This window comes from Maribacter huludaoensis (genome assembly GCF_029350945.1).
Classification (GTDB): Bacteria; Bacteroidota; Bacteroidia; order Flavobacteriales; family Flavobacteriaceae; genus Maribacter; species Maribacter huludaoensis.
In genome coordinates this window covers 734,250-756,903 of record NZ_JARKMS010000001.1, presented here as the reverse complement: position 1 = coordinate 756,903, position 22,654 = coordinate 734,250, and the positions used below count along the sequence as shown (strand labels likewise).

Below are 22,654 nucleotides of genomic sequence, written 5' to 3'. Positions count from 1 at the left end.
CAAATATTTAGACAGATTATGTCCAATATATTTACAAAGCCACTACTCTGTTCTTAGACTTTTTACCGGGTTTACCCTTGCTGCATTAATAGCCTGAAAACTAATGGTCAATAACGCTATTACAATGGCTACCGCTCCGGCAATTATGAACGCCCAAGCATTAATTGAAGTTCTGTATGCAAAACCCTCTAACCAATTCTGCATTAACAACCAGGCTATTGGCGTTGCAATTACTATTGCCATACCTACCAATTTCATAAAATCTTTAGATAATAAGCCCACAATACCTGTAATACTTGAACCTAGTACTTTTCGTACGCCAATTTCCTTTCTACGTTGGTCTGCAGTAAAAGCGGACAAGCCAAAGAGTCCCAAACAAGATATTAGGATGGCCAGCAGTGCAAAAACTTGAGAAAGGTTGCCTATTAATTGTTCACTCTTAAATTTGGCATCGTAAGTGTCATCCACAAATTCATATTCAAAAGGAAACGCAGGGTTAAACCTGTGCAACGTTGCTTCCATTGCATTTAGTGCCAATGCTGTTTCTTTACCCGTTTTAGTTTTTACGTACATAAAACGTGCTTGACTAGGGTCGTTAAAAAAAATGACAGGGTCACTTGAACCATACATATCTCCGTACACATAATCTTTTACAACCCCTATCACAGGATAATCTTCTTCTATAGTTTTACCAATGGCACTACCGTTACCCATAAGTTTTGCAAAAGATTCACTTACAATAATATTGACACTGTCCTGTGCAGGATTGTTACTAAATCCGCGTCCTTCAATAATTTTCATTCCTGTAGTGTTGAAGAAATCTGCTGTAATATCTCTAACCGATACCAGTACATCTTCAGTATCTACACCGCCTTGCCAGCTTAACCCCGATGTATTATTTCCACCGGATAAAATATCAGAGTTAATGAATCCGATGCTTTCTATCATCCCCGAAGATTTCATATCTTCTTCAATAGGTTTAAAGTTTTTGATCATATCTCCGTTAACGGGAATTTTCACCAGATTTTCTTTATTGTAGCCTAAATCTCGACCTTTTACATGCTGTACTTGTTGATAGACGATAATGGTGCTAATGATAAATACTATGGATACAACAAACTGAGTAGCTACCAGCCCTTTTCTTATCACTGAGGCACTTCCTTTTGACCTTCTTGCTCCTTTTAAAACGTCTACAGGTTTAAAAGATGACAAATAAAATGCCGGATACCAGCCTGCAACCAAGCCACAAATCAATGTGATACCTAACAGCGTTAACAAATGCGTTGGGTTTACCAGGTTTAACGCTAATTGTTTGCCGATCATGGTATTAAATTGCGGCACCAAAAACTTTAACAAAAGCACACTTAACACGGCAGATAACCCTGCTGTGATTATCGCTTCTGCCATAAATTGAGAGATCAGTCCTTTTCTCCCAGAGCCTAAAACTTTACGCACCCCTACTTCATTTGCCCTTTTCTCGCTACGTGCCGTAGCCAAGTTCATAAAATTGATACAGGCAATTAATAGAATAATGAGTGCAATAAGACTAAACAGCCGTACATAGGTTATTTGTCCTCCTATATTTTTACCGCCTTCAAATGCCGAACGTAAATGCCAATCTTTCATGGAGAATAAAAAGGCGATGGTTTCATCGTCCTCGGTTTTCATTGGTAGTATTGCCTTTACTTTACTATTGACCACATCAAAATTTGCTTCTGGAGAAAGTTCCACAAAAGTGTCCGCGAAGTTTCTATCATATTCGTTTACCCATTCATTATCCTTTGCAAAGTGATCAAAAGGAACAACCCAATCAAAACTATAGGTTACATTGTGCGGCAAATCTTCGTAAACTCCTGAAACGGTATAACTTTCTTCGTTGTTTATTTTAATTACTTTGTTAATTGCTGAAATATTCTCACCAAATAATTGTGTAGCCGTTTCTTGTGAAATAACAATGGCATCTACATCATTAAAAGCAGTTTCCAAATTTCCTTCCACAAATGACAGACTGAACATCCTTAAAAAATCAGCATCTGCGTAACGTCCATCTTTATTGATGGCCGTTTCACCTACCTGAAATAAAAAATCTTCTTCTTTTGTTCGGGCCGCACCTACAATACCTGGTACCTCTTCCTTTAAAACTTCTGCCAACGGACCGGGAGTTGAATGAAATGTACGCCACTCACCTTCATATTGCTGATTTGTGGGTACATAATATACCACGTCTTGCTTATCAAAATTAGCATCATAACCAACCTCATCTTCTACCCAAAGCAAAATCATGGCCGCACAGGTGATACCTATTGCCAAACCAAAGATATTCAGCATACTATAGCCCTTGTTCTTCCAAAGGTTTCTCCAAGCGATTTTTAAATAGTTTTTGATCATGATTTTTGTTTTTTGATGATGAATTATTCTTTACGCAAGCTTTTTAAAGGCTGTATCAGCGCAGCGCCTATAGATTGATAGCTTATGGTCAAAATAGCTATGGTCAGTGCAATAAATCCTGCGATAAAGAATATGCCCCAACCAATAGTGATGTGGTAGGCAAAATCCTCTAACCAACGGCTCATTAAATACCACCCTACAGGTATAGCAATGGCGATAGAAATTATAATCAGTTTCATAAAATCTACGGTAAGTAATTTATAGATGCTTTTAAACGGAGCCCCTAAAACCAAACGGATGCTGATCTCTTTTTTACGTTGTTCTACCATAAAGGCAGATAGTGCAAACAAACCTAAACAAGCAACTAAAATGGCGAACAGGGCAAAGCTGTTGAATATTTTACCCATACGTTCCACCTCATCATGCATATTGCTGAACTCTTGATCTAAAAAACTATAATTAATGGACTGACTGGGCACATTTTTATCCCAAACCGAAGTAATTGAAGCCAGGGCTTCATTCACATTTCCTTTTTCTAACTTTAGCGATATAGACCCTAAATCTTTACCGATTACGAGCGATAGCGAAGAAATATCTTCTTTTAAGGACTTAAAATGAAAATCATCTATTACACCTATGACCTTAAACTGTTGACCGTTATTGTTTAGTTCTTTGCCAATAGCGTTTTCCAAGCCCAATTCACGTTGCATATTGGCGTTTATAATAATTGAATTCAAAGCATCAGATGCAAATTGCTTAGAAAAATCTCTTCCTGTTTTAACCGTAATACCCAGCGTTTTAATGTAATCATAATCTACTCTCCAGATTTGGGCAGGTATACCTCTACCTTCATTTCCTTCATCTTCCCTTCTAAAGGTATTACCGTTTCTACTACCACCATCTACCGGCAAATAATTAGAAATGGTAGCCGATTTCACTTGTGGCAATTGAAGTAGTTGTTCTTTAAAATTTTCAGCACTCTCCCCTAAGATTCCGGTACCTTCTAGAACAACAACCTGTTCCTTATCATACCCCAATTCTTTTTGAAGAATAAAGTCCATTTGTTTGTAAATAATCAAAGTGGCAATGATCAGTACTACCGATGTAGTAAATTGAAAAATAACGAGTCCGCTCCTTAATTTGCCACTTTTACTACCAATACTAAGACTTCCCTTTAAAACATTTACCGGTTTAAATGCCGACAAATAAAATGCCGGATATAAGCCCGCCAAAGCACCTACCAAAAGAGCGGCAACTATTATTACCGGAACAAACCACCAAGCAGACCAAGGCATTTCTATAGTTTTAGATGCCATGTTGTTAAATGTTGGCAGTAATGCCCAAGCCAATAACACACCTAATAGAAAAGACACAAAACTAAACATCATAGATTCGGTCAAAAATTGCGTTATCAAATTGCTTTTAAAAGCACCAATGGTTTTTCTTAAGCCAACTTCTTTAGCCCTATTGGCAGACTTTGCGGTAGAAAGATTAATAAAGTTAATTACTGCCAATAATAACACAAAACCGGCTACAGCGGCAAAAAGCCAAACAAAACGAATATCGCCATGTTTAAGTCCGTCTGACATTTTAATATCCGAATGCAGATGAATATCGGTTATGGGCTGTAGTTTGTACTTCATGGTTCTAAGCACCTCAATAAAGTCTGGAGCGCGCCCTCGTTCGCGCTGTGCAGGTATAATATAGTCTTCTACAATAGAAACCATTTTTTGTTCCAATTCCTGCACGTTCGTATGGTCATCTACCAACACATAGGTAAAGTAATTCTGGTTGGTCCAGTTTGCATTGGTATCTTCTATAGGTAAAAGAAAGTCAAAGGCTAGATGTGAGTTTTTTGGAGCATCTTTCATGACCCCGGTTACCGTATACGGAGTACTCTCATCATTATCTAAAATGATGGTTTCGCCCAAAATTTTATCCCCATTAAAATACTTTGCCGCTTTGGTTTCCGATATGACAATACTTTTAGGATTTGCCAATGCGGTTTTAGAATTACCTTGTTGCAACTTCACCTCCAAAAGTTCAAATGCTTCTTGATCCGCAAGCACAAATCCGGTTTCCAAGTTATTTTGAGCTGCCCCAGCTAAGCGAATACCGCGTTTACCTGCCCCAAAAATTTCAATTGTATTTATTTTCCCTGCCTTTTTTATTTCTGGAAAATCATTTTGCAAGGCTTCTGCAAAGGGTAATTGAAAGTGAGTGCTTTTCATGACTTCACCTTTGTACATGCCTTCTAACACTACCCTATATAACTGATCTTTTTTGGTATAGTGCTGATCATAACCCACTTCATTGTGAATGAACAAGGCTATTAAAAGACAAGCCGCTATACCAACAGCAAAACCACCAATTTTAATGGTGGCAAATAGCGTATCCTTCTTAATACTTCTCCAGGCTATTTTAAGATGGTTTCTGAACATGGCTCTCGTTTTTATTGATCGATGATTAAATTATTATCCGTGATTAAGGGATAAGTTTGGTTGGTTTGGTTGGTTTGGTTTGTTGGTCGATTAGTAATCTTCACTTCGGCTCCGCTCAGTGAACAGAATTAATGATTGATTGATGAATAAACTCCCTTACATCATGGCACCTATAGCCCTATTCTGACTTTCAGTTACGATTTGACCGTCGAATAGATTTACAACTCTATGCGCGTAATGTGAGTCTCTGTCCGAGTGTGTTACCATTACTATTGTGGTTCCTTCTTGGTTTAATTCTGTCAACAAGTTCATTACCTCAATTCCGTTTTTAGAATCCAAGTTCCCCGTTGGCTCATCGGCAAGTATTAATTTCGGATTGGTAACCACCGCTCTTGATATTGCCACACGTTGCTGCTGACCACCTGATAATTGCTGGGGAAAATGTTTTTCCCTATGTGCTATTTTCATACGTTCCAGCACTTTCATTACTTTCTCCTTACGTTCTGCCTTTCCCATTTTTAAATAGATCAATGGTAGTTCTACGTTTTCAAAAACGGTAAGCTCATCTATTAAATTAAAGCTCTGAAATACAAAACCTAAATTACCCTTACGCAATTGGGTACGCTCGCTCTCCTTTAAGCCTCCCACTTCATTACCTGCAAAATTGTAGCTACCCTCCGTTGGGTTGTCCAACATACCAATGATGTTCAATAATGTAGATTTACCACAACCAGATGGTCCCATAATGGCAACAAACTCGCCATCTTCTACTTTTAGGTTGACACTGTTCAATGCCAAGGTTTCCACTTCTTCTGTTCTAAAACTCTTTTTTAGGTTTGTAATGGTTATCATTTTCCTACTATTTTGATTGTTATAATGACATCGAAAATTCTCTGATGTGACAGTTTTTATTTTAAGATAATTCTTTCCTACTTTCTACCCTTCGGCTGCGCTCAGGGTTCGAAACTGAACTTTATAGGTAGCTGAGCGGAGCCGAAGCTATTTCAACACTATTCTTTCGGCTTCCCCAAAATTATCATAGTTACTGGTAATTACTTTTTCCCCTGGTTCCAAGCCTTCCAATACTTCATAGTATCTAGAATTCTGTTTTCCTATTCTTATATTTCTTTTTATGGCTTCTCCTCCATCTGGGTTTAGTACAAATATCCATTGACCGCCGGTACTCTGAAAAAAGCTTCCTTTTGGTAATAAAAGCGCATCATTAGATTCTCCCAATTGTAATTTAATATTGTAGCTCTGTCCTGAACGTATGGTCTCTGGTTTATTATCGGTAAATACTAAATCTACCTTGAACCTACCATTTCTAACTTCTGGATATACCTTACGTAAACGCAATGGAAATTCTGCACCGTTACGCTCTAATACCGCCGTAAGGTCTCTTTTTACACGATCAATATAATGCTCATCAATATCTGCTTCAATTTTATAATCTGTTAATACGTTGATTTGCCCAATACGCTGTCCTTGAGCAATACTCTGACCAATTTCAGCATCTAAAAATCCTAATTGACCATCTGCAGGAGCCCGAACATTTAAATGATCCAGCCTTTGGTACACCATACCCAATGTTTTTTGCATACGAGCCAAATCTGTATCCAAACCTCTTAATGAAGTTTCGCGTAACTCATCATCCTGCTCGGTCTGTAACTTTACAATTTCATGCTGCTTTTGAGAAAGTTCATAGTTTTCTTTTGATAGTTGATAGGCTTCCCTAGATATTAATTCCTCATCGAACAACGCTTTGTTCTGCTCGTAATTTCTCTTTAACCGCTGCAGATCTGTACTTGCCGTTGCCAATGACTTTCTACCTTCTACTTGTCTAGAATCGAAATTCAATTTTGTGGATCTTAAATCGTTTTGCTTTAATGCCAGGTTACTTTCACTCGCCAAAATCTGTTCGTACAGATTCATGTTTTCCAGCTTTAAGATGATATCGCCTTTTTTGACCATAGCACCTTCTTCTATTAACTTTTCGCTTACACGACCACCTTCATAGGCATCCATATAAATAGTTGCAATAGGCGCAACGTTACCGTTAATGGTAATATAATCATCGAATTTTCCTGCAGACACCTCAGCAACCGAAAGTTTATCTTTTTCGGTTCTAAATGTGGATACCGAACTGGCAAATAACAGTTGGTAACCTACAAATAGTAGCAATACACCCAGAGCAATGTAACCGTAGTGTTTTGGTTTTAATCCTTTTTTCTTTTCTAATTTTATATCCATGGTAATCGTTTGTTCGTTGTTCTTTGTTCGTTTTTGGTTGCTGGTTCCAAATAAAAATTTAGTTGGCTTCAATATTAAATACTGGAAGTCCTCGGTAAAAGTCCAATGTGCTTTTATTGATCTCTGAACGTAATTTTACCTGCAAATTCTCATTTTGTGCACTAGCATATAAATTTTTGGCGGTAAAAAGTTCTAATGCATTTATCAGTCCTTTTTCATATCTTTTTTGAGCAATGGTAAAGGCTAAATTCTGCGCTTCCATTTTTTGGTTGCTCTGCACCAATTCTACCAATAATGAATTATAATCTTGCACTAATTGCTGAATGGTTTGAAACAACTCTTGCTCTTGTGTCTTTAAATTATTCTCTGCACGAAGCTTTTCTATTTTAGATTGCTTCACCTGTGATCGTGCAGACCAACCGTTACTAATGGGCACACTCAAATTCACTCCAATATACTGCGAAGTATTGTCCCTAAATTGTTGCCTAAACGGTAAGGTTTTGCCAAGCGTGTCTCTCGTAGTTTCAAAATACCCAGTACCAATTCCTGCAAAGAAAGAAAGTGACGGATACAATCTTCCCCTGGAGACCGCAACCTGTTTTCTTGCTGCTTTAGCTCTTAATTCCTGAGCTTTTATCAATGGTAAAAACTCGCGAGCTTCGGTGTAAACAGAATCAGATTTTATTTCGTTAACCATTGCATCTGTTACCACTTGCGGCAATTCTTTTGTAATTTCAATTTCAGAGGTATTCTCCAAGTTCATTTCTTGGATCAAGGTTAATTTTGCCGTCGCCAATTGATTGGCACTTTGTGTTACGTTCAATTTATCGGTCAATAGTAACGACTCTGCCTCATATAAATCGGCACCGGCTTTTAAGCCTAATTCTACCTGCTTTTCTACCAAACTGTAATTGGTTTGCGATACCGTTAATTGTTCTTTTGAGATTTCTACCAATCCTTCAAAAAACTGAATATCATAAAAGGCTTGCATTACCCTAAATGCCAGTAAATATTTTTGTTGCAGCACATCTTCTTTGGTTGCTTTGAACAACAATTTAGATGCTTTAATGGCATTTATTTTTTGAAATCCCTGAAACAAATCAATGGAGGACTCCAACGAATAATTATTAGAGTAGAAATCCTGATTTACAAATGTTCCCGTATTAGGATCTTCTGCCCTACCATAATTAACAAGATAACTAGATGATGCATTTACCGATGGCAACAAGTTACGAACCGATTGTCTATAGGTTTCTTTATTAGATTGATTGGTATACTTAAAATCATTCAACTGTAAATTATGCACTAAGGCATATGAAACACATTCATCTAATGTCCAACTTTCTTGAGCAAATACAGATGCCCAAATGGTCAGCAGAAAAAGTGTCGTTATTTTAAATTTTTTGTTCATTTCTTTATTGGTATGCCATTCTCTATACTATATGCGTGCCATAATTTTAAATTATTGATTTACAGGTGTTTAACTTGAAATAAAATTTGACCATATTTTATCAGTGTAAAAATGTTGTACAGATATTGTCAAATTTTTTTACAGTGATATGAAAATACAAACTTCTATGTGTAGATTTAAATGAGTTAAAAAGAATGTAACCATGATCGATGCCAAGATTCTTGTAATAGATGATACCAAAAGCGTGCTCAGCGCATTAGAAATACTATTACAGTTTGAATATAAAAGTGTACAAACCATTTCTAACCCTAATTTACTTTCATCTTTTCCCAACCTTAAGGAAATAGATATCATATTATTGGATATGAATTTTTCTGCCGGAGTGAATACCGGTAACGAAGGATTGTATTGGCTGCGAGAAATTAAGAAAAAGGCTCCGCACATATCGGTTATTATGATGACGGCTTATGGTGCCGTTGAGCTTGCAGTAGAAGCCATTAAAGAAGGGGCAACAGATTTTGTATTGAAACCTTGGAATAACGAACGACTTTTAACTACGGTTAAATCTGCCTACGAGCTTAGAAAATCACAGAAAGAAGTACAGCACTTAAAACAGAAAGAAAGTAACCTAAAACAGGTTATCAATCAGAATTCCAATTACATCATTGGTAATTCAAAAGCACTTAATAGTGTACTGAGCCTTGTGCAGAAAGTTGCCAAAACCGATGTAAATATTTTAGTAACCGGGGAGAACGGTACTGGAAAGGAACTTATAGCCAGAGAACTTCATAAATCATCTGCCCGAAATAATGAGGTTTTTATTTCTGTGGATATGGGGTCTATTTCTGAAAATTTATTTGAAAGTGAACTTTTTGGTCACGTAAAAGGCTCCTTTACAGATGCCAAAGATGACCGTGCCGGTAAGTTTGAAGCTGCCAATGGAGGTACTTTGTTCTTAGATGAAATAGGGAATCTTTCTTTGCAGATGCAAGCCAAATTATTATCGGTCATACAAAACAGAGTGGTGGTAAGGGTAGGATCAAACAAACCCATACCCGTAGATATAAGATTGGTATGTGCAACCAATTGTAATTTAGAACAAATGGTGGCAGACGGACTTTTTAGAGAAGATCTGTTATATAGAATAAATACCATTCAAGTACAGGTGCCTGCATTGCGCGATCGTGATAATGACGTTTTGGTTTTGTCAGATTATTTTCTAAAAAAATATGCCCATAAATATGGTAAACCAAGTTTAAAAATAAACCAAACTGCACAAGAAAAATTAATGGCCTACCCATGGCCGGGAAACGTACGTGAACTTCTACACACTATGGAACGTGCCGTAATTTTGTCTGAAGGAAATGTACTAAAACCAACTGATTTTTTATTGGACGCAAAACCAGCCGTTGCAATGGAAGCCGGACCAAAAACCCTTGAAGAAATGGAATTGTTGATGATAACCAAAGCCCTTAACGACAATGACGGTAATTACAGTGCCGCAGCGGACCAATTGGGTATTTCCAGACAAACACTTTATAATAAACTTAAAAAATCAGGGAAATAATGGTCAGCAAAAGCATATACTACCAACTTGTATTTCGCATTGTTCTCATTGCTATTTGTGCACTTTGTACCGCTTTTCTTTTTTCTAAAGAACAGTATTTACTCGGTGTTATTTTAACCGTTGTATTTATAGGATTGGTGTACGCTCTTATACATTACGTAAACCAGACGAATAGAAAAATAGCCTATTTTTTTGATGCTATAAAAAATGAGGATTTTACCCTACGCTTTCCCGAAAAACTAAGCGTAAAGTCTATTGAAGAATTGAACCATAGTTTGAATATGTTGAACAATATGATTCAAGATATTCACCTTAAAAAACAGGCGCAAGAACAATACTACCAAGAGATTTTACGACAAGCGGATATAGGCATTTTTACCGTCAATAATAAAGGACACATTCTCTACGCCAACCCTACCGTGCAAGATTTGCTCAATTACAGACCTTTAAACCATGTAAAACAATTAAAGCAAATAGATCCTGGTCTTTATGGCTTGTTTGAAAATCTACAACCGTTTGAAAGTACCATACACTCACTTGGCAATGAACGAGGAAAAAAAGAGCTAACGTTAAAATGCACCCCAATTTCCATTGAAGGACAGCAACTACTATTAGTCGTAGTTCATGATATACAAAAAGAATTGGATGACAGAGAAACAGATTCTTGGGCAAAGCTTATACGTGTACTTACGCATGAAATCATGAATACCATTACACCAATAACCTCTATTTCTGAATCTATTTTAAAATACTTTAAGAAAGGAAATGAACTGACTATCCCAGAAGAATTTGGAGAACTACAAATAAAGAATTCTGCCAAAGGTCTTGAAGTCATTAAAGAACAAGGTAATGACCTTATGAGTTTTGTACAGTCTTACCGTACTTTTTTAAGTGTACCTGAACCTGACAGGGGACTAATACCTGCGACCAAAATTTTAGAAAAAGTACGCCTCCTATTACAAGAATATACCAATGCGCACGACATCACTCTTGAGGTAGTCGCAGAACCTAAAGATCTAGAACTGTATATTGATGAAAAACAACTTACCCAAATACTCCTAAATCTAGGGAAAAATGCACAACAAGCGTTAGAAGGTCAAGAAGAAGGAAAAATAGTGATCACGGCAGGTGAATCTCCACAAGGCAAGAAATATATTACCGTAACGGATAATGGTCCTGGTATTTCTCCTGAAATGTTAGATGAAGTTTTTGTTCCATTTTTTACGACCAAAAGTACTGGTACCGGAATAGGGCTTAGCTTAAGCAAACAGATTATGCGCTTACATGGGGGATCAATACGTGTAACATCAAATGAAACAACGACGTTTACGTTAACCTTTCAATAGCATTATAATTCTGCTTTAAGCTCAGTAAACGGATCCCAGAAATGTTTATCCAAATCCACTATTTGCAGATCTTTAATTTGAACACCTTCTTCCTCTAACAATTGCTGCATAAGGTTGGTGCCGTCAAAATGGTGTTTTCCGGTTAATATCCCAGCCTTATTGACGACCCTATGTGCAGGTATATCATCCATAGTGTGAGATGCGTTCATTGCCCAACCTACCATTCTTGCACTACGTGCCGCACCCAAATATTTGGCAATGGCACCATAGGAAGTTACCCTACCTTCAGGAATTAACCGTGCCACCTGATATACTCTTTCAAAGAAATTCTCATTTTCAGGTTTCATGGCATCCTATCGTTTAATTAAATAATCGAAAAGCAGTGATAATAAAAAGCAATACCATTAATCCGCTTAAAATATAATTACTGTTCTTAGAGAATGAAGCCGCTCTATGCTCCCATCTATTGAAATAAATAACATATAAATACATTGCCAAAAAGGTACCACTACCCGTTGCCAATATAAATAGCACCTCATCTATAATTTCATAGGTCATAATACCCTGAGAGTGAAACACAGTGTTGAGTCCGCTGTAATAAGGTATGGCCAGTAGGTTAATGAGTGCCAAGAACACCCCTTTTGAAAAACTGTTTCGTTTTTTGGTCTCCACCAACATTAAGGGTTTACTTTTCTGATTTCTCCCTTTGATAAAAAACACGATCGCCAATATAAAAAAGATACCCAATGCCAATTGTAGCAACACCTCTATCACATGTTGATTTCTTGATATTAGTTTGGCGATACGTACAGCAATATAGGTCTGTAACATTACGGCCAGTGCTACTCCCAATCCAAAAATAATACCATTTGCCTTACCTTTCTCCACACTGGTCTTGGCTGCATTTAAGTTGAGCAGGCCTGGTGGCAATGATGCAATAAAAGCTGCACCAAAAGTAAAAACAAACAAGGTTGGTAGTTGTTGCATTGATTTAGTTTACCCTGAACCTAACAAAGGTTATAGGCTTTCCCTTTTCAAGATACTGATTTTCATAGAAAGTCTGTATTTCCAAAACCTCTTTAGGACTGCCTTCATTTTTGTATACATCATGGTTGGCATACAGTACCTCTAAACCAAGACCATGCAATAAGCCCAAAGTATACCCGTGCATAAACTCGCTATCTGTTTTTAGATTTACGGTACCTTCTGGTTTTAAAACTTGTTTATAGCGCTCCAAAAATGTAGCATTGGTCATACGGTGCTTTGTACGCTTATATTTTATTTGCGGATCAGGAAAGGTAATCCAGATTTCAGAAACTTCGGCCGCACCAAAAATATGATCGATCAGTTCTATTTGTGTACGTATAAAGCAAACATTGGGTAAATCACCTTCAATAGCTTCTTTGGCTCCTTTCCAAAAACGGGCACCTTTGATATCTATACCAATAAAATTCTTGTTCGGAAATTTCTTTGCCAAGCCAACGGTATACTCACCCTTACCACAACCCAATTCCAAAACAATAGGATTGTCATTTTTAAAGTGTGTATTCCATTTTCCCTTTAATGGAAAACCACCTACCACCTCTTCTCTAGTTGGCTGAATTACATTTGAAAACGTCTCGTTTTCCTGAAATCTTTTTAACTTATTCTTACTTCCCACAATGATTACATCTAAACTGGGGCAAATCTAAGAAAAAAGGAAGGGTTAGCGTTTATTGTACTTCCTCTATTTGAACGATACTTTTCTCTAATGTAAAAGAAAACTCTGATCCTACCTCTACGGCACTTTCTACGTAGATTTTTTCGCCATGTGCCTCAATAACATGTTTTACTATGGCAAGCCCCAAGCCAGAACCGCCTTCACGACGGCTACCACTTTGATCTACCCTGTAAAAGCGTTCAAAAAGTCTTGGTATGTGCACTGCAGGTATACCCTCTCCATTATCGGTCACCCTTACAATCACCTTGTTCTTGACCAAGTCTTCTACACTTACCTCTGTGGTACCGTTGTCATTTCCGTATTTAATGGAATTCACCAACAAATTGGTAAGTACTTGCTGAATCTTTTCTTTGTCGGCAAAGACAAATATGGGATCTGCATATTCCATATCAAAAGTAAGGGTGATATTTTTCTTGGCCGCTTTCATCTCCAAAAGATCAAATACACTTTGTATCAAATCTATAATATCAAAAGAGCTTTTTTCAAGATTAAGGTCACCAACTTCCAATTTAGTGATCAAGTCTAGATCTTTAACAATATATATTAATCTATCTACCGCCTTGTTGGCACGGGTAAGATACTTTTTCCTAATATTCTTATCTTCCATAGCACCATCTAATAAGGTTTCTATATATCCCTGTACGGTAAACAATGGAGTTTTTAGCTCATGGGATACATTACCCAAAAAATCTTTACGGTACTCTTCCCTAATCTTTAAAGTATCTATTTCAATTTTCTTATCCTTCGCAAATTTCTCTATCTCTTGTGTCAAGGTTCTCATATCTGTAGTTACAGGGTAAGAGAGTATCGTACTAGATTCCAGCAACTCTACATCATCGTAAATTTTCTTGATACGCTTGTAGATGAATTTTTCAATTCTTAATTGTAGGGTAACAAAGGAAATGACAAAAAAGAACAAGGCCGCAAATAATAAAATAGCCCAATTTATGGTGCTAAAACGCCATTGCAATAATGCCAGCACAGATATGCCGATTATTACAATGTACAGCGATGAGCGAAATGCAAAACGATATGACTTTCTTGAACGTAACGGTGCAGCCATCTAGAGTACAAACTTATAACCTACCCCTTTAACAGTTTTAAAATGATCCTCACCTATTTTCTCACGAAGTTTTCTAATGTGTACATCTATGGTACGACCACCAACAACAACTTCATTACCCCAAACTTTATCAAGAATTACCTCTCTTTTAAATACTTTGCTAGGTTTTGAAGTTAATAAAGCTAGAAGTTCAAATTCTTTTCTAGGCAAAATAATCTCTTTACCTTTTTTAACAATCTTATATTCTTCTCTATTAATTACAATATCACCTACTTTGGTAATATCTTCTTGAGCATTCTCTTCGTTCTTCATGCGTCTTAGTAGCGCATTTACCTTACTTACCAAAACTTTTGGTTTTATTGGTTTTGTAATGTAGTCATCTGCACCCGCATCAAAACCTGCTACTTGAGAATAATCTTCCCCTCTAGCTGTTAAGAAGGTAATTATGGTGTTTTCCATACCAGGAGTTCTTCTTAGGATCTCACAAGCTTCAATACCATCCATTTCGGGCATCATTACATCCAATATTATAAGATGTGGCATTTTCTTTTTTGCCTTGGCAACACCATCGGCACCATTCTTAGCAGTGTATACATCATATCCTTCCGCAGATAAATTATAGGCTACTATCTCTAGTATGTCCGGTTCATCATCAACTAAAAGTATTCTAATGTCCTTCTTTTTCATGGTTTTAAAATTAGATTGATTGGCTCAAAAGTAAAGATAATACTATTACTGCAAAGCCAGTTAACATTGATTTAATGTAGTAACATTTAGATAACATTAACAAAATAAATGTTTAACATGGATCTAACCCGAAGATTACAACCTCTCTCTTTCTTTGCCGCTGATTAAAGAATCAATATATATAATGAACAAATTACTAATTTTTGCATCCCTTATTGTTACTATTATTTCAAATGCTCAAGACACGGGAAGCATTGTCGGAACACTTACTGACAAAGAATTGAACAACGAGCCATTACCATTTGCAAACGTATTATTAAAAGGTACCACAAAGGGTACCACTTCAGATTTTGACGGCTTATACGAGATATCGGCTATTGAGCCCGGGACTTATACTGTAACATTTAGTTATTTAGGTTACGAGACGGTTGAAATTCCTAATGTAGAAATTATAGCAGGAAAGGTTACTACAATTGATGTCCCTTTGAGTGCATCGCAAGGTGTATCACTTGATGAAGTAACAGTGACAACTGTAGCGCGAAAAGATTCTGAAACAGCTCTTCTTTTGGATCAGAAAAAAGCTATTGAAATTAAAGAGAGCATAGGTGCCGTAGAGCTTGCTAAAATTGGGGTATCAGATGCAGCAACAGCAACTACAAAAATATCAGGGGTTTCTAGTAGTGAAGCTTCTGGAGATGTATTTGTACGAGGTTTGGGCGATAGATATTTATCCTCAACTTTAAACGGACTTCCCGTACCATCTGATGACATTGATAAAAAGAACATCAACCTTTCTTTGTTTCCTACACGTGTTCTACAAAATGTAAGTATCAGTAAAACTTACGGTGTTGAAGGATCTGCCGATCAAGCCTCTGGTAATGTAAACATTACTTCTAGAGAATTAGCAGGTTCAAGTGAACTTGCTATCGGAGTTTCCGGAGGAGTAAATTCAAATGTTGTGAAAAGCGGCGTGTATGACAACTTTAAAATATCGCAGAATAGCAAGAATACTACTTTTGGGTTCTACGACCAAAACCTATCTACGCAACAGCTGATCACCAATCAAGGATGGAACACTTTAAGACAGGAAAACCCTATAGATTATTCCATGTCCATTGCAGCTGGTAAAAAAATTGCAGATAAACTTGCCGTTTTCTTTACAGCTTCACACTCAAGGTCTTTTGAGCATAGAGAAGGTTTGTTCAGACAATTCAGGTCTAATTTTATTGACGACACCATTACCGATGCTACAACTTACCAAAAGAAAATTGTCAACACGGCATTACTTGACCTTACTTATTTGGCCAATGCCAAACATAAAATTAAATCCAGTACCTTTTTTGTAAACAAATTGGATGAGAATGTTTTTGAAGGTGGACGTAACGGGGAAGCAACAATCTTTGAAGAAACTAGTCCTAGCGAAGGTCTTTTCCAATTTATTAGAGATCAAAATACAAAACAAACAAGATTATTGGTAACCCAGCTAATAGGTAGACACCAAATAGGCGAAAAAAACACATTGCAATGGGCTGCAGGATATAATTTACTAAATGCCAATGAGCCAAATAGAATTAGAAACGAAGTAAACTTTGACCCAGACGGTACTCTTGTACAACTTGGTAGAAATGGTGGTTTTCAACAACGTAAATCTAGCCAAGAAATAGATGACACTGAATTCAGCACCTATTTGAAAGACGAGCTAAAAATCATTGATGAAGAGACTAAAAACTTCAAATTAAACTTTGGTGTTTCTTACAGAAATAAAGAGCGTGATTTTAGTTCTGAATTTGTTGGTGTAGAAGAAGTAAGTACTAACGCCGTAAACCCAACATCTATAGATGATCTTGGTGCTATTTTTCGTCAATCTTATTTTGATGCGGGACTTTTAGAAATTAATCTTTTAGGTTCAAATGCAAATGGAGAAAGAAAAGATATTTATTTAGGTACATTAGATTCTAAAGCTGCATTCTTTTCTTTTAATGTAGGACTCGAAAAATGGAACTTTGATGCAGGTCTTAGGTTTCAAAGAGATGAAATCGAAGTTGCCTATGACATAGGTAACCTTTCACCTAGAACAGGAGAAAGCAATCAGGATTACAGTAATTTTTATCCAAGCCTAAATATTAAATATACCATCAACGAATTACATGCATTACGTTTGGCGGTTAGTCGTACGATTACATTACCAGAATTTAAGGAAATTGCACCTTTCAGTTATGTATCTCCAACAGGACAAATAAGTCGTGGTAACCCAGATTTGATCGCATCAAAAGATATTAATATGGACTTAAAGTGGGAGTATTTTCCATCTGCAGGTCAATTAGTTTCTGTCGCCGCGTTCTACAAAGATATATCTGACCCGATCAACAGAGTTAGAGAAAGAGGTTCTGCAGGAATATTCTCTTACTTCAATTCAGGCGAAAAAGCAGAAATTTTCGGTCTTGAAGCAGAAACTAAAATAGATTTAGTTACACCTGCATACGACGACGACAATGGTTCTGAATCTGGTTACAATTTAAATATGGTATTAAATGTAACCCGTATGTGGCACCAACAAGACTTAAAAGAAATCTATAATGAAAACGGCAACTTACTTCGAAGTTTTCAATATAAAGGAATTACCGAAACCGATCTACAAGGTGCCTCTGATTGGATTTTCAATACTAGTTTAAATTTTGACTCTGCCGGCGACAATCCTTTTGCCGCATCTTTAAATGCTAATTACGCATCTGACAAAATCTACTCTTTAGGTGTACCAACAGACCAGACCAATAGAGATATATTTTATGACGATGCTATCATTGAAAACGGCTTCGTTGTTTTAAATGCCCAAATAAGTAAAGAATTTGGCGAGCATATTAAAGTAAGTCTTACAGGAAAGAATTTATTAAATCCAGAAATTAAACAAACTCAGTTAATTAGAAACCCCGTAACAGAAATAGAAACTGAACAAACCGTAAGCTCATATTCTACAGGTATGGGAATAAGCTTAGGGCTTAATTACAAATTTTAATAGGAACACTCAATAATCACTAATCTTTAATTTTAATCTTTTAAAATGTTTATTATGAAATTGAAAACAAGAAATTTTGTAAAAGTTTTTGCCTTAGCAGCGGCTATTACCTTTGCCAGCTGTAGTAGTGATGATAATGATCCAGATGATGGACCTGATGCGGTAGCACCAACCTGTACCGATGGTATAAAAAATGGTGATGAAACAGGTGTTGATTGCGGCGGTTCTTGTACTGCATGCGAAGCAACAAACCCAGAAGAAAGTACTACTTTAACTGGACAATTATCAGAAGAAAGAACTCTTGACGCCTCTAAAACTTATACACTGGAAAAAAACTACAGTATTGAAGCTGGGGGTAAATTAATAATACCTGCAGGTACTGTTATTAATGCGACAGTTGAGTCTGGTGATGAAACTGAAACTTATATCGTTGTTCAAAGAGGTGGAGAAATAGATGTACAGGGTACAGCTGCCGCGCCGGTAATTATGCAATCTACAGGTGGCGAAGCAGGTCAATGGGGTGGTTTGGTATTATTAGGAGATGCCACTACTACTGAAGGTGTTGATGCTACTGCAGAAGTTGGAAACTTTAAATATGGTGGTTCTAATGATGCCGATAATTCCGGATCAATCAGCTACTTGATCATAAAACATGCAGGTGCTCAGATTAACGCCGAATCTCAGTATAACGGGCTTACATTATATGCTGTAGGTTCTGAAACCAGTATTGATAACGTTGCAATGATCGACGGTGATGATGATGGTGTTGAATTTTTTGGAGGAACTGTTTCTGCTTCTAACTTATATTTCGAAAACAACCAAGATGATTCTATCGACTGGACAGAAGGTTGGAACGGTACTGTAACCAATGCTTACGTACTTCATACAAAAGAAGGTTTCTCAACTGCAGTTGAGGCTGATAAAGCAAACGGAAATCCTAGTTTAATAAACTTTACCGCTGTTTCAACCGTTGGTGGTACGGCTTTACAGTTCAAAGCTACTTCTGGCGCTACCATTACAGGTCTTTCTTTAAGTGGTTACGAAACTTCTATAGACATGAAAGACGATGGTCCTTTGGCTAATGTTGTCATTGAAGGCGAAGCTGGTAATCCAGATAACAGCTACAATGCAAATGCAACTGTAGACGTTGCAATTTTTGATTGGGTAAATACAGATGCAGCTGTAGGGAGCAGCATTTTGACAGGAAACTTAACCAACGACCTTACCTTAGATGCAAGCATCAACTACCTATTATCAAAAAATTATAGTGTTGAGGATGGCGCTACGCTAACCATTCCTGCAGGTACAACTATTAGTGCACAAGTTGAATCTGGTGATGAAACTGAAACTTACATCGTTGTTCAACGTGGAGGTAAAATTGTAATTGAAGGTACAGAAGCGAATCCTGTTGTAATGACTTCAACCAATAACAACCCTGGAGATTGGGGAGGTTTGGTAATTTTAGGAGATGCAACTACTACTGAAGGTATAGATGCTACTGCCGAAGTAGGTGATTTCAAATACGGTGGTACTAACGATACAGACAACTCTGGTTCCATAAGCTACTTGATTATTAAAAATGCAGGAGCACAAATCAATGCCGAGTCTCAGTATAACGGTCTTACGCTTTATGCTGTAGGTTCTGAAACAACTATTGACAACGTTGCAATGATCGATGGTGAAGATGATGGTGTTGAGTTCTTTGGCGGCACAGTTTCGGCTTCAAACTTATACTTTGAAAACAACCAAGATGATTCTATTGACTGGACAGAAGGTTGGAACGGTACAGTAACAACCGCTTACGTTCTACATAATGTTGAAGGTTTCTCAACTGCTGTGGAAGCTGATAAAGCTAACGGAAACCCTAAGTTAATTGACTTTACCGCTGTTTCTACAGTTGGTGGTACTGCTTTACAATTTAAAGCGACTTCTGGCGCTACATTGACAAACGTAAGTCTAGTTGGTTATGATACAAATGTAGACATGAAAGACAATGGTCCTTTGGAAAATGTAATTGTGGACGGAACTGCCCTTACTACAACTGAAGATGACGTTTTCAACGGAACTACAGTTGATGTTACAATTTTTGCTTGGGCAACCGGCAACTAATTAACAGTATTATATTCTATTTAAAAGCCCGCAAATAGCGGGCTTTTTTAATTAAAAATATTCTTACAATCTAGGACTACACGCCAGTTATAAGCCCAATAAAACAGGTAGCTCAAGTCATAAATAGTGCATTTCATCGATTATTTTGCATTTCATCGATCTTTTCACAATATCTCCTCCTACAAAAACACAGGAGCGTGTTAAATTCCTATATTTGTGGCATAGCATTTGTAACCAGCTATATATGAAGCACCTTTACCTAATCCTCTTCTTTTTTATTATTTCTTTCAGCTATGGGCAAAGTACTCAAAGCAATGGGGATATTGATGGTTTTAATATGTATCCAAATCCGGTTACAACAGGTAAAGTATTTATTTCTACAAACCTTAATGCTCCCAAAGAAATTTTCATCTATGATGTATTTGGTACATTATTGCTCAAAACTACCATCTTAGGAAAAGAATTAAATCTTTCTGATTTAGATGCCGGTGTTTACGTATTACGTGTTCTTGAAAAGAACAAGATGTGCACCCGTAAGTTGATCGTCAAGTAAAAAACCTCTAAGAAGATCTACATAATAATAGGTTTAAATTTAGAATTGATTGCTACTTAAGCACAGGTTATTTTATGATATACCGAACAAGATCAGCATCAGTCTCCTTCTTAATCCGTAAAATTCAATATCGGTCAAATACACGTTTTTACGACGAAATACTCCGCGTATTTCATTGACCTACATAAATTTACCTTTCACAACATTTTCAGTGTTCTAGTTACACTTCTACATACCTTTATAGTGTTGATCCCAAATCAATACAAAATGAAAAAAATCTACTTTATGCTATTTATGGTAGTCTCCGTTGGTTTATATGCCCAAGACACTATAGATGTCAACAACCTACGTAAAGATGAAATTTCCGGTTTTAAATTATACCCAAACCCAGCAATTGCAGATGTGGTTTATGTAACCACCCAGCAGAATTCATTTAAAGAAGTAAGAATCTATGATGTATTCGGTGAATTGGTATTGACCGAAAAATTATCTGCAAAAGCCATGAACATCTCTAGATTATCACCAGGCGTATATGTAGTTCAAGTAACTGAAAATGGTAATTCTTTTACCCGTAAGCTAGTAGTTAAATAGATAACTTACATATTCTCATCTCAAAACCATTAAAATAATTTGGTTCAGTACCTTTGTCATAATTGATCAGGTACATGGAACACAAGGCAATTTTTGATATACAGACTAAAGAGGATTTTTTAATCCAGGCATTACGCGTATTTCATTTTCAATACCACAACAATGTTGTATACCGTTCTTTCTGTTCCTATTTAAATGTAGACCCAAATACCGTTCTAACTTTAGAACAGATCCCTTTTTTACCTATTGAATTCTTTAAGTCTAAAAGTGTACTAAGCACAACCAAAACACCAGAAATAATCTTTACCAGTAGCGGCACCACAGGTAGCGAGACCAGTAAGCATTTTGTTAGTGACCTAAGTTTGTACGAAAGAAGTTATCTAAAGGCCTTTGATCACTTTTATGGTTCTATTGAAGATTATTGCGTTATTGCGCTTTTACCTTCTTATTTAGAACGTACCGGTTCTTCTTTGATCTATATGGCAGATGATTTGATAAAAAAATCAAATCACCCAAAAAGTGGCTTTTTTTTAAATGAATATGAACAATTGCACCAACTTCTTCTTGAGCTTCAAAAAACAGATACCAAAATTTTGATCATTGGTGTTTCTTTTGCATTACTGGAGTTTACCGAGCAATACCAAATGTCCTTGCAAAACACCATAATTATGGAAACTGGTGGTATGAAAGGGCGTAGAAAAGAAATTGTACGCCAAGAACTACATGAAATCCTTTCTAACGGATTTGGTGTAACTAAAATACATTCTGAATACGGAATGACAGAGCTACTTTCGCAAGCTTACTCTAAAGGTGACGGAGTGTTCAATTGCCCTGGCTGGATGAAAATAATGGTTAGGGATACCGAAGACCCTCTTACGTATTTAAACACCGGTAAATCTGGCGGAATCAATGTGATAGATTTGGCCAATATTAATTCCTGTTCTTTTATTGCAACTCAAGATCTTGGAAAAATTAACCAAGACAACACTTTTGAAATTATCGGTAGATTCGATAACTCTGATATTAGAGGTTGTAATTTAATGGTGCTTTAGTTTTTTCTAAGCTGGTAATCTAACCCTGGTCCATCGCAAGCCAACCATAAGCTAGAGATCATAGTGGTATTTCTGTACATTAAGAGCTCTTTATTATCGCCTGTGCAATTGCCCACCAATGTATTTCCGGTTTGGTATGTAAGTTCTAAGTAATGATTGAGATCATTATCATATTCTACAACCTCAAAAGTACCTGTAGCCTCGGTAACTTCATCATTGACCGTTCTAGATTTTAGAAAAATACCTTCTGGTGAGAAAATGTAATATTCTTGCCACGGCATATCTTTGCCCGTAGTTTCAGAACCCGTAAAACTACCAGACATTTGAACCAATTCCCATCTTTGCTCGGAGAACACAAATTGTGTTGACTCTAGACCAAAGTCATCGTCATCTGCACATGAAATAAAAAGCAATAAAAACAGAAACAAAACGGAATATCTTTTCATAGCACCTAGACCTTTAA

General features: G+C 36.8%; 18 protein-coding genes. 7 read left to right on the top strand and 11 right to left on the bottom strand.

Annotation, left to right across the window (positions count from 1 at the left end; genetic code table 11):
* Positions 1–42: 42 nt before the first annotated feature.
* The 5 genes from PXC01_RS03350 to PXC01_RS03330 form a co-directional block, all read right to left on the bottom strand.
* On the bottom strand, positions 43–2,388 hold the full coding sequence (locus tag PXC01_RS03350) for an ABC transporter permease (protein ID WP_276470960.1): 2,346 nt from the start codon (positions 2,386–2,388) through the stop codon (positions 43–45).
* A 23-nt stretch (positions 2,389–2,411) separates the two neighbouring features.
* A complete protein-coding gene (locus PXC01_RS03345) occupies positions 2,412–4,829 on the bottom strand; it encodes an ABC transporter permease (RefSeq protein WP_276470959.1) in 2,418 nt (805 codons plus the stop codon).
* A gap of 156 nt (positions 4,830–4,985) precedes the next feature.
* Positions 4,986–5,681, bottom strand: coding sequence for an ABC transporter ATP-binding protein (locus PXC01_RS03340; RefSeq protein WP_058104953.1), 696 nt, complete (start codon positions 5,679–5,681; stop codon positions 4,986–4,988).
* Positions 5,682–5,828: 147 nt separating this feature from the next.
* A complete protein-coding gene (locus tag PXC01_RS03335) occupies positions 5,829–7,079 on the bottom strand; it encodes an efflux RND transporter periplasmic adaptor subunit (protein ID WP_058105135.1) in 1,251 nt (416 codons plus the stop codon).
* Positions 7,080–7,137: 58 nt separating this feature from the next.
* Positions 7,138–8,490, bottom strand: coding sequence for a TolC family protein (locus PXC01_RS03330; RefSeq protein WP_276470958.1), 1,353 nt, complete (start codon positions 8,488–8,490; stop codon positions 7,138–7,140).
* A 202-nt stretch (positions 8,491–8,692) separates the two neighbouring features.
* Between PXC01_RS03330 and PXC01_RS03325 the strand changes: the two genes are divergently transcribed.
* Both PXC01_RS03325 and PXC01_RS03320 read left to right on the top strand, forming a co-directional pair.
* Positions 8,693–10,057 (top strand): sigma-54-dependent transcriptional regulator, encoded by a 1,365-nt coding sequence (locus PXC01_RS03325; protein WP_276470957.1) that lies wholly within the window; start codon positions 8,693–8,695, stop codon positions 10,055–10,057.
* Positions 10,057–11,403, top strand: a complete 1,347-nt coding sequence (locus PXC01_RS03320; protein WP_276470956.1) for a sensor histidine kinase — start codon at positions 10,057–10,059, stop codon at positions 11,401–11,403. Before PXC01_RS03325 ends, PXC01_RS03320 begins: the two co-directional genes overlap by 1 nt.
* 2 nt (positions 11,404–11,405) lie before the next feature.
* Here the strand turns inward: PXC01_RS03320 and PXC01_RS03315 are convergent, their stop codons facing one another.
* Genes PXC01_RS03315 through PXC01_RS03295 form a run of 5 tightly spaced genes read right to left on the bottom strand, consistent with a single transcriptional unit; the run spans position 11,406 to position 14,873 of the window.
* Entirely contained in the window at positions 11,406–11,750 is a 345-nt protein-coding gene (locus PXC01_RS03315; RefSeq protein ID WP_276470955.1) for an MGMT family protein, read from the bottom strand.
* Between the two features lie 13 nt (positions 11,751–11,763).
* A complete protein-coding gene (locus tag PXC01_RS03310; protein ID WP_099190987.1) occupies positions 11,764–12,390 on the bottom strand; it encodes a LysE family transporter in 627 nt (208 codons plus the stop codon).
* A 4-nt stretch (positions 12,391–12,394) separates the two neighbouring features.
* Positions 12,395–13,063, bottom strand: a complete 669-nt coding sequence (trmB, locus tag PXC01_RS03305; RefSeq protein ID WP_071340489.1) for a tRNA (guanosine(46)-N7)-methyltransferase TrmB — start codon at positions 13,061–13,063, stop codon at positions 12,395–12,397.
* 52 nt (positions 13,064–13,115) lie between these two features.
* On the bottom strand, positions 13,116–14,186 hold the full coding sequence (locus PXC01_RS03300; RefSeq protein ID WP_276470954.1) for a sensor histidine kinase: 1,071 nt from the start codon (positions 14,184–14,186) through the stop codon (positions 13,116–13,118).
* On the bottom strand, positions 14,187–14,873 hold the full coding sequence (locus PXC01_RS03295; protein WP_276470953.1) for a response regulator transcription factor: 687 nt from the start codon (positions 14,871–14,873) through the stop codon (positions 14,187–14,189).
* 184 nt (positions 14,874–15,057) lie between these two features.
* On the opposite strand from PXC01_RS03295, the gene PXC01_RS03290 reads away from it, so the two are divergent.
* The 5 genes from PXC01_RS03290 (at position 15,058) to PXC01_RS03270 (ending at position 22,191) form a co-directional block, all read left to right on the top strand.
* The gene (locus PXC01_RS03290) at positions 15,058–17,886 is read left to right on the top strand and encodes a TonB-dependent receptor (protein ID WP_276470952.1); all 2,829 of its coding nucleotides are present in this window, start codon (positions 15,058–15,060) and stop codon (positions 17,884–17,886) included.
* A gap of 54 nt (positions 17,887–17,940) precedes the next feature.
* Entirely contained in the window at positions 17,941–19,995 is a 2,055-nt protein-coding gene (locus tag PXC01_RS03285) for a hypothetical protein (RefSeq protein WP_276470951.1), read from the top strand.
* Between the two features lie 244 nt (positions 19,996–20,239).
* Positions 20,240–20,548 carry a T9SS type A sorting domain-containing protein gene (locus PXC01_RS03280; protein WP_276470950.1) on the top strand — a complete coding sequence of 103 codons (309 nt, stop codon included), beginning with the start codon at positions 20,240–20,242 and terminating at the stop codon, positions 20,546–20,548.
* A gap of 267 nt (positions 20,549–20,815) precedes the next feature.
* Complete coding sequence (locus tag PXC01_RS03275; protein WP_276470949.1) at positions 20,816–21,139, top strand: T9SS type A sorting domain-containing protein; 324 nt, start codon at positions 20,816–20,818, stop codon at positions 21,137–21,139.
* 74 nt (positions 21,140–21,213) lie between these two features.
* On the top strand, positions 21,214–22,191 hold the full coding sequence (locus PXC01_RS03270) for a LuxE/PaaK family acyltransferase (protein ID WP_276470948.1): 978 nt from the start codon (positions 21,214–21,216) through the stop codon (positions 22,189–22,191).
* Here the strand turns inward: PXC01_RS03270 and PXC01_RS03265 are convergent.
* Complete coding sequence (locus PXC01_RS03265) at positions 22,188–22,637, bottom strand: hypothetical protein (RefSeq protein ID WP_276470947.1); 450 nt, start codon at positions 22,635–22,637, stop codon at positions 22,188–22,190. The two genes, PXC01_RS03270 and PXC01_RS03265, sit on opposite strands and share 4 nt — an antisense overlap.
* Positions 22,638–22,654: the final 17 nt, after the last annotated feature.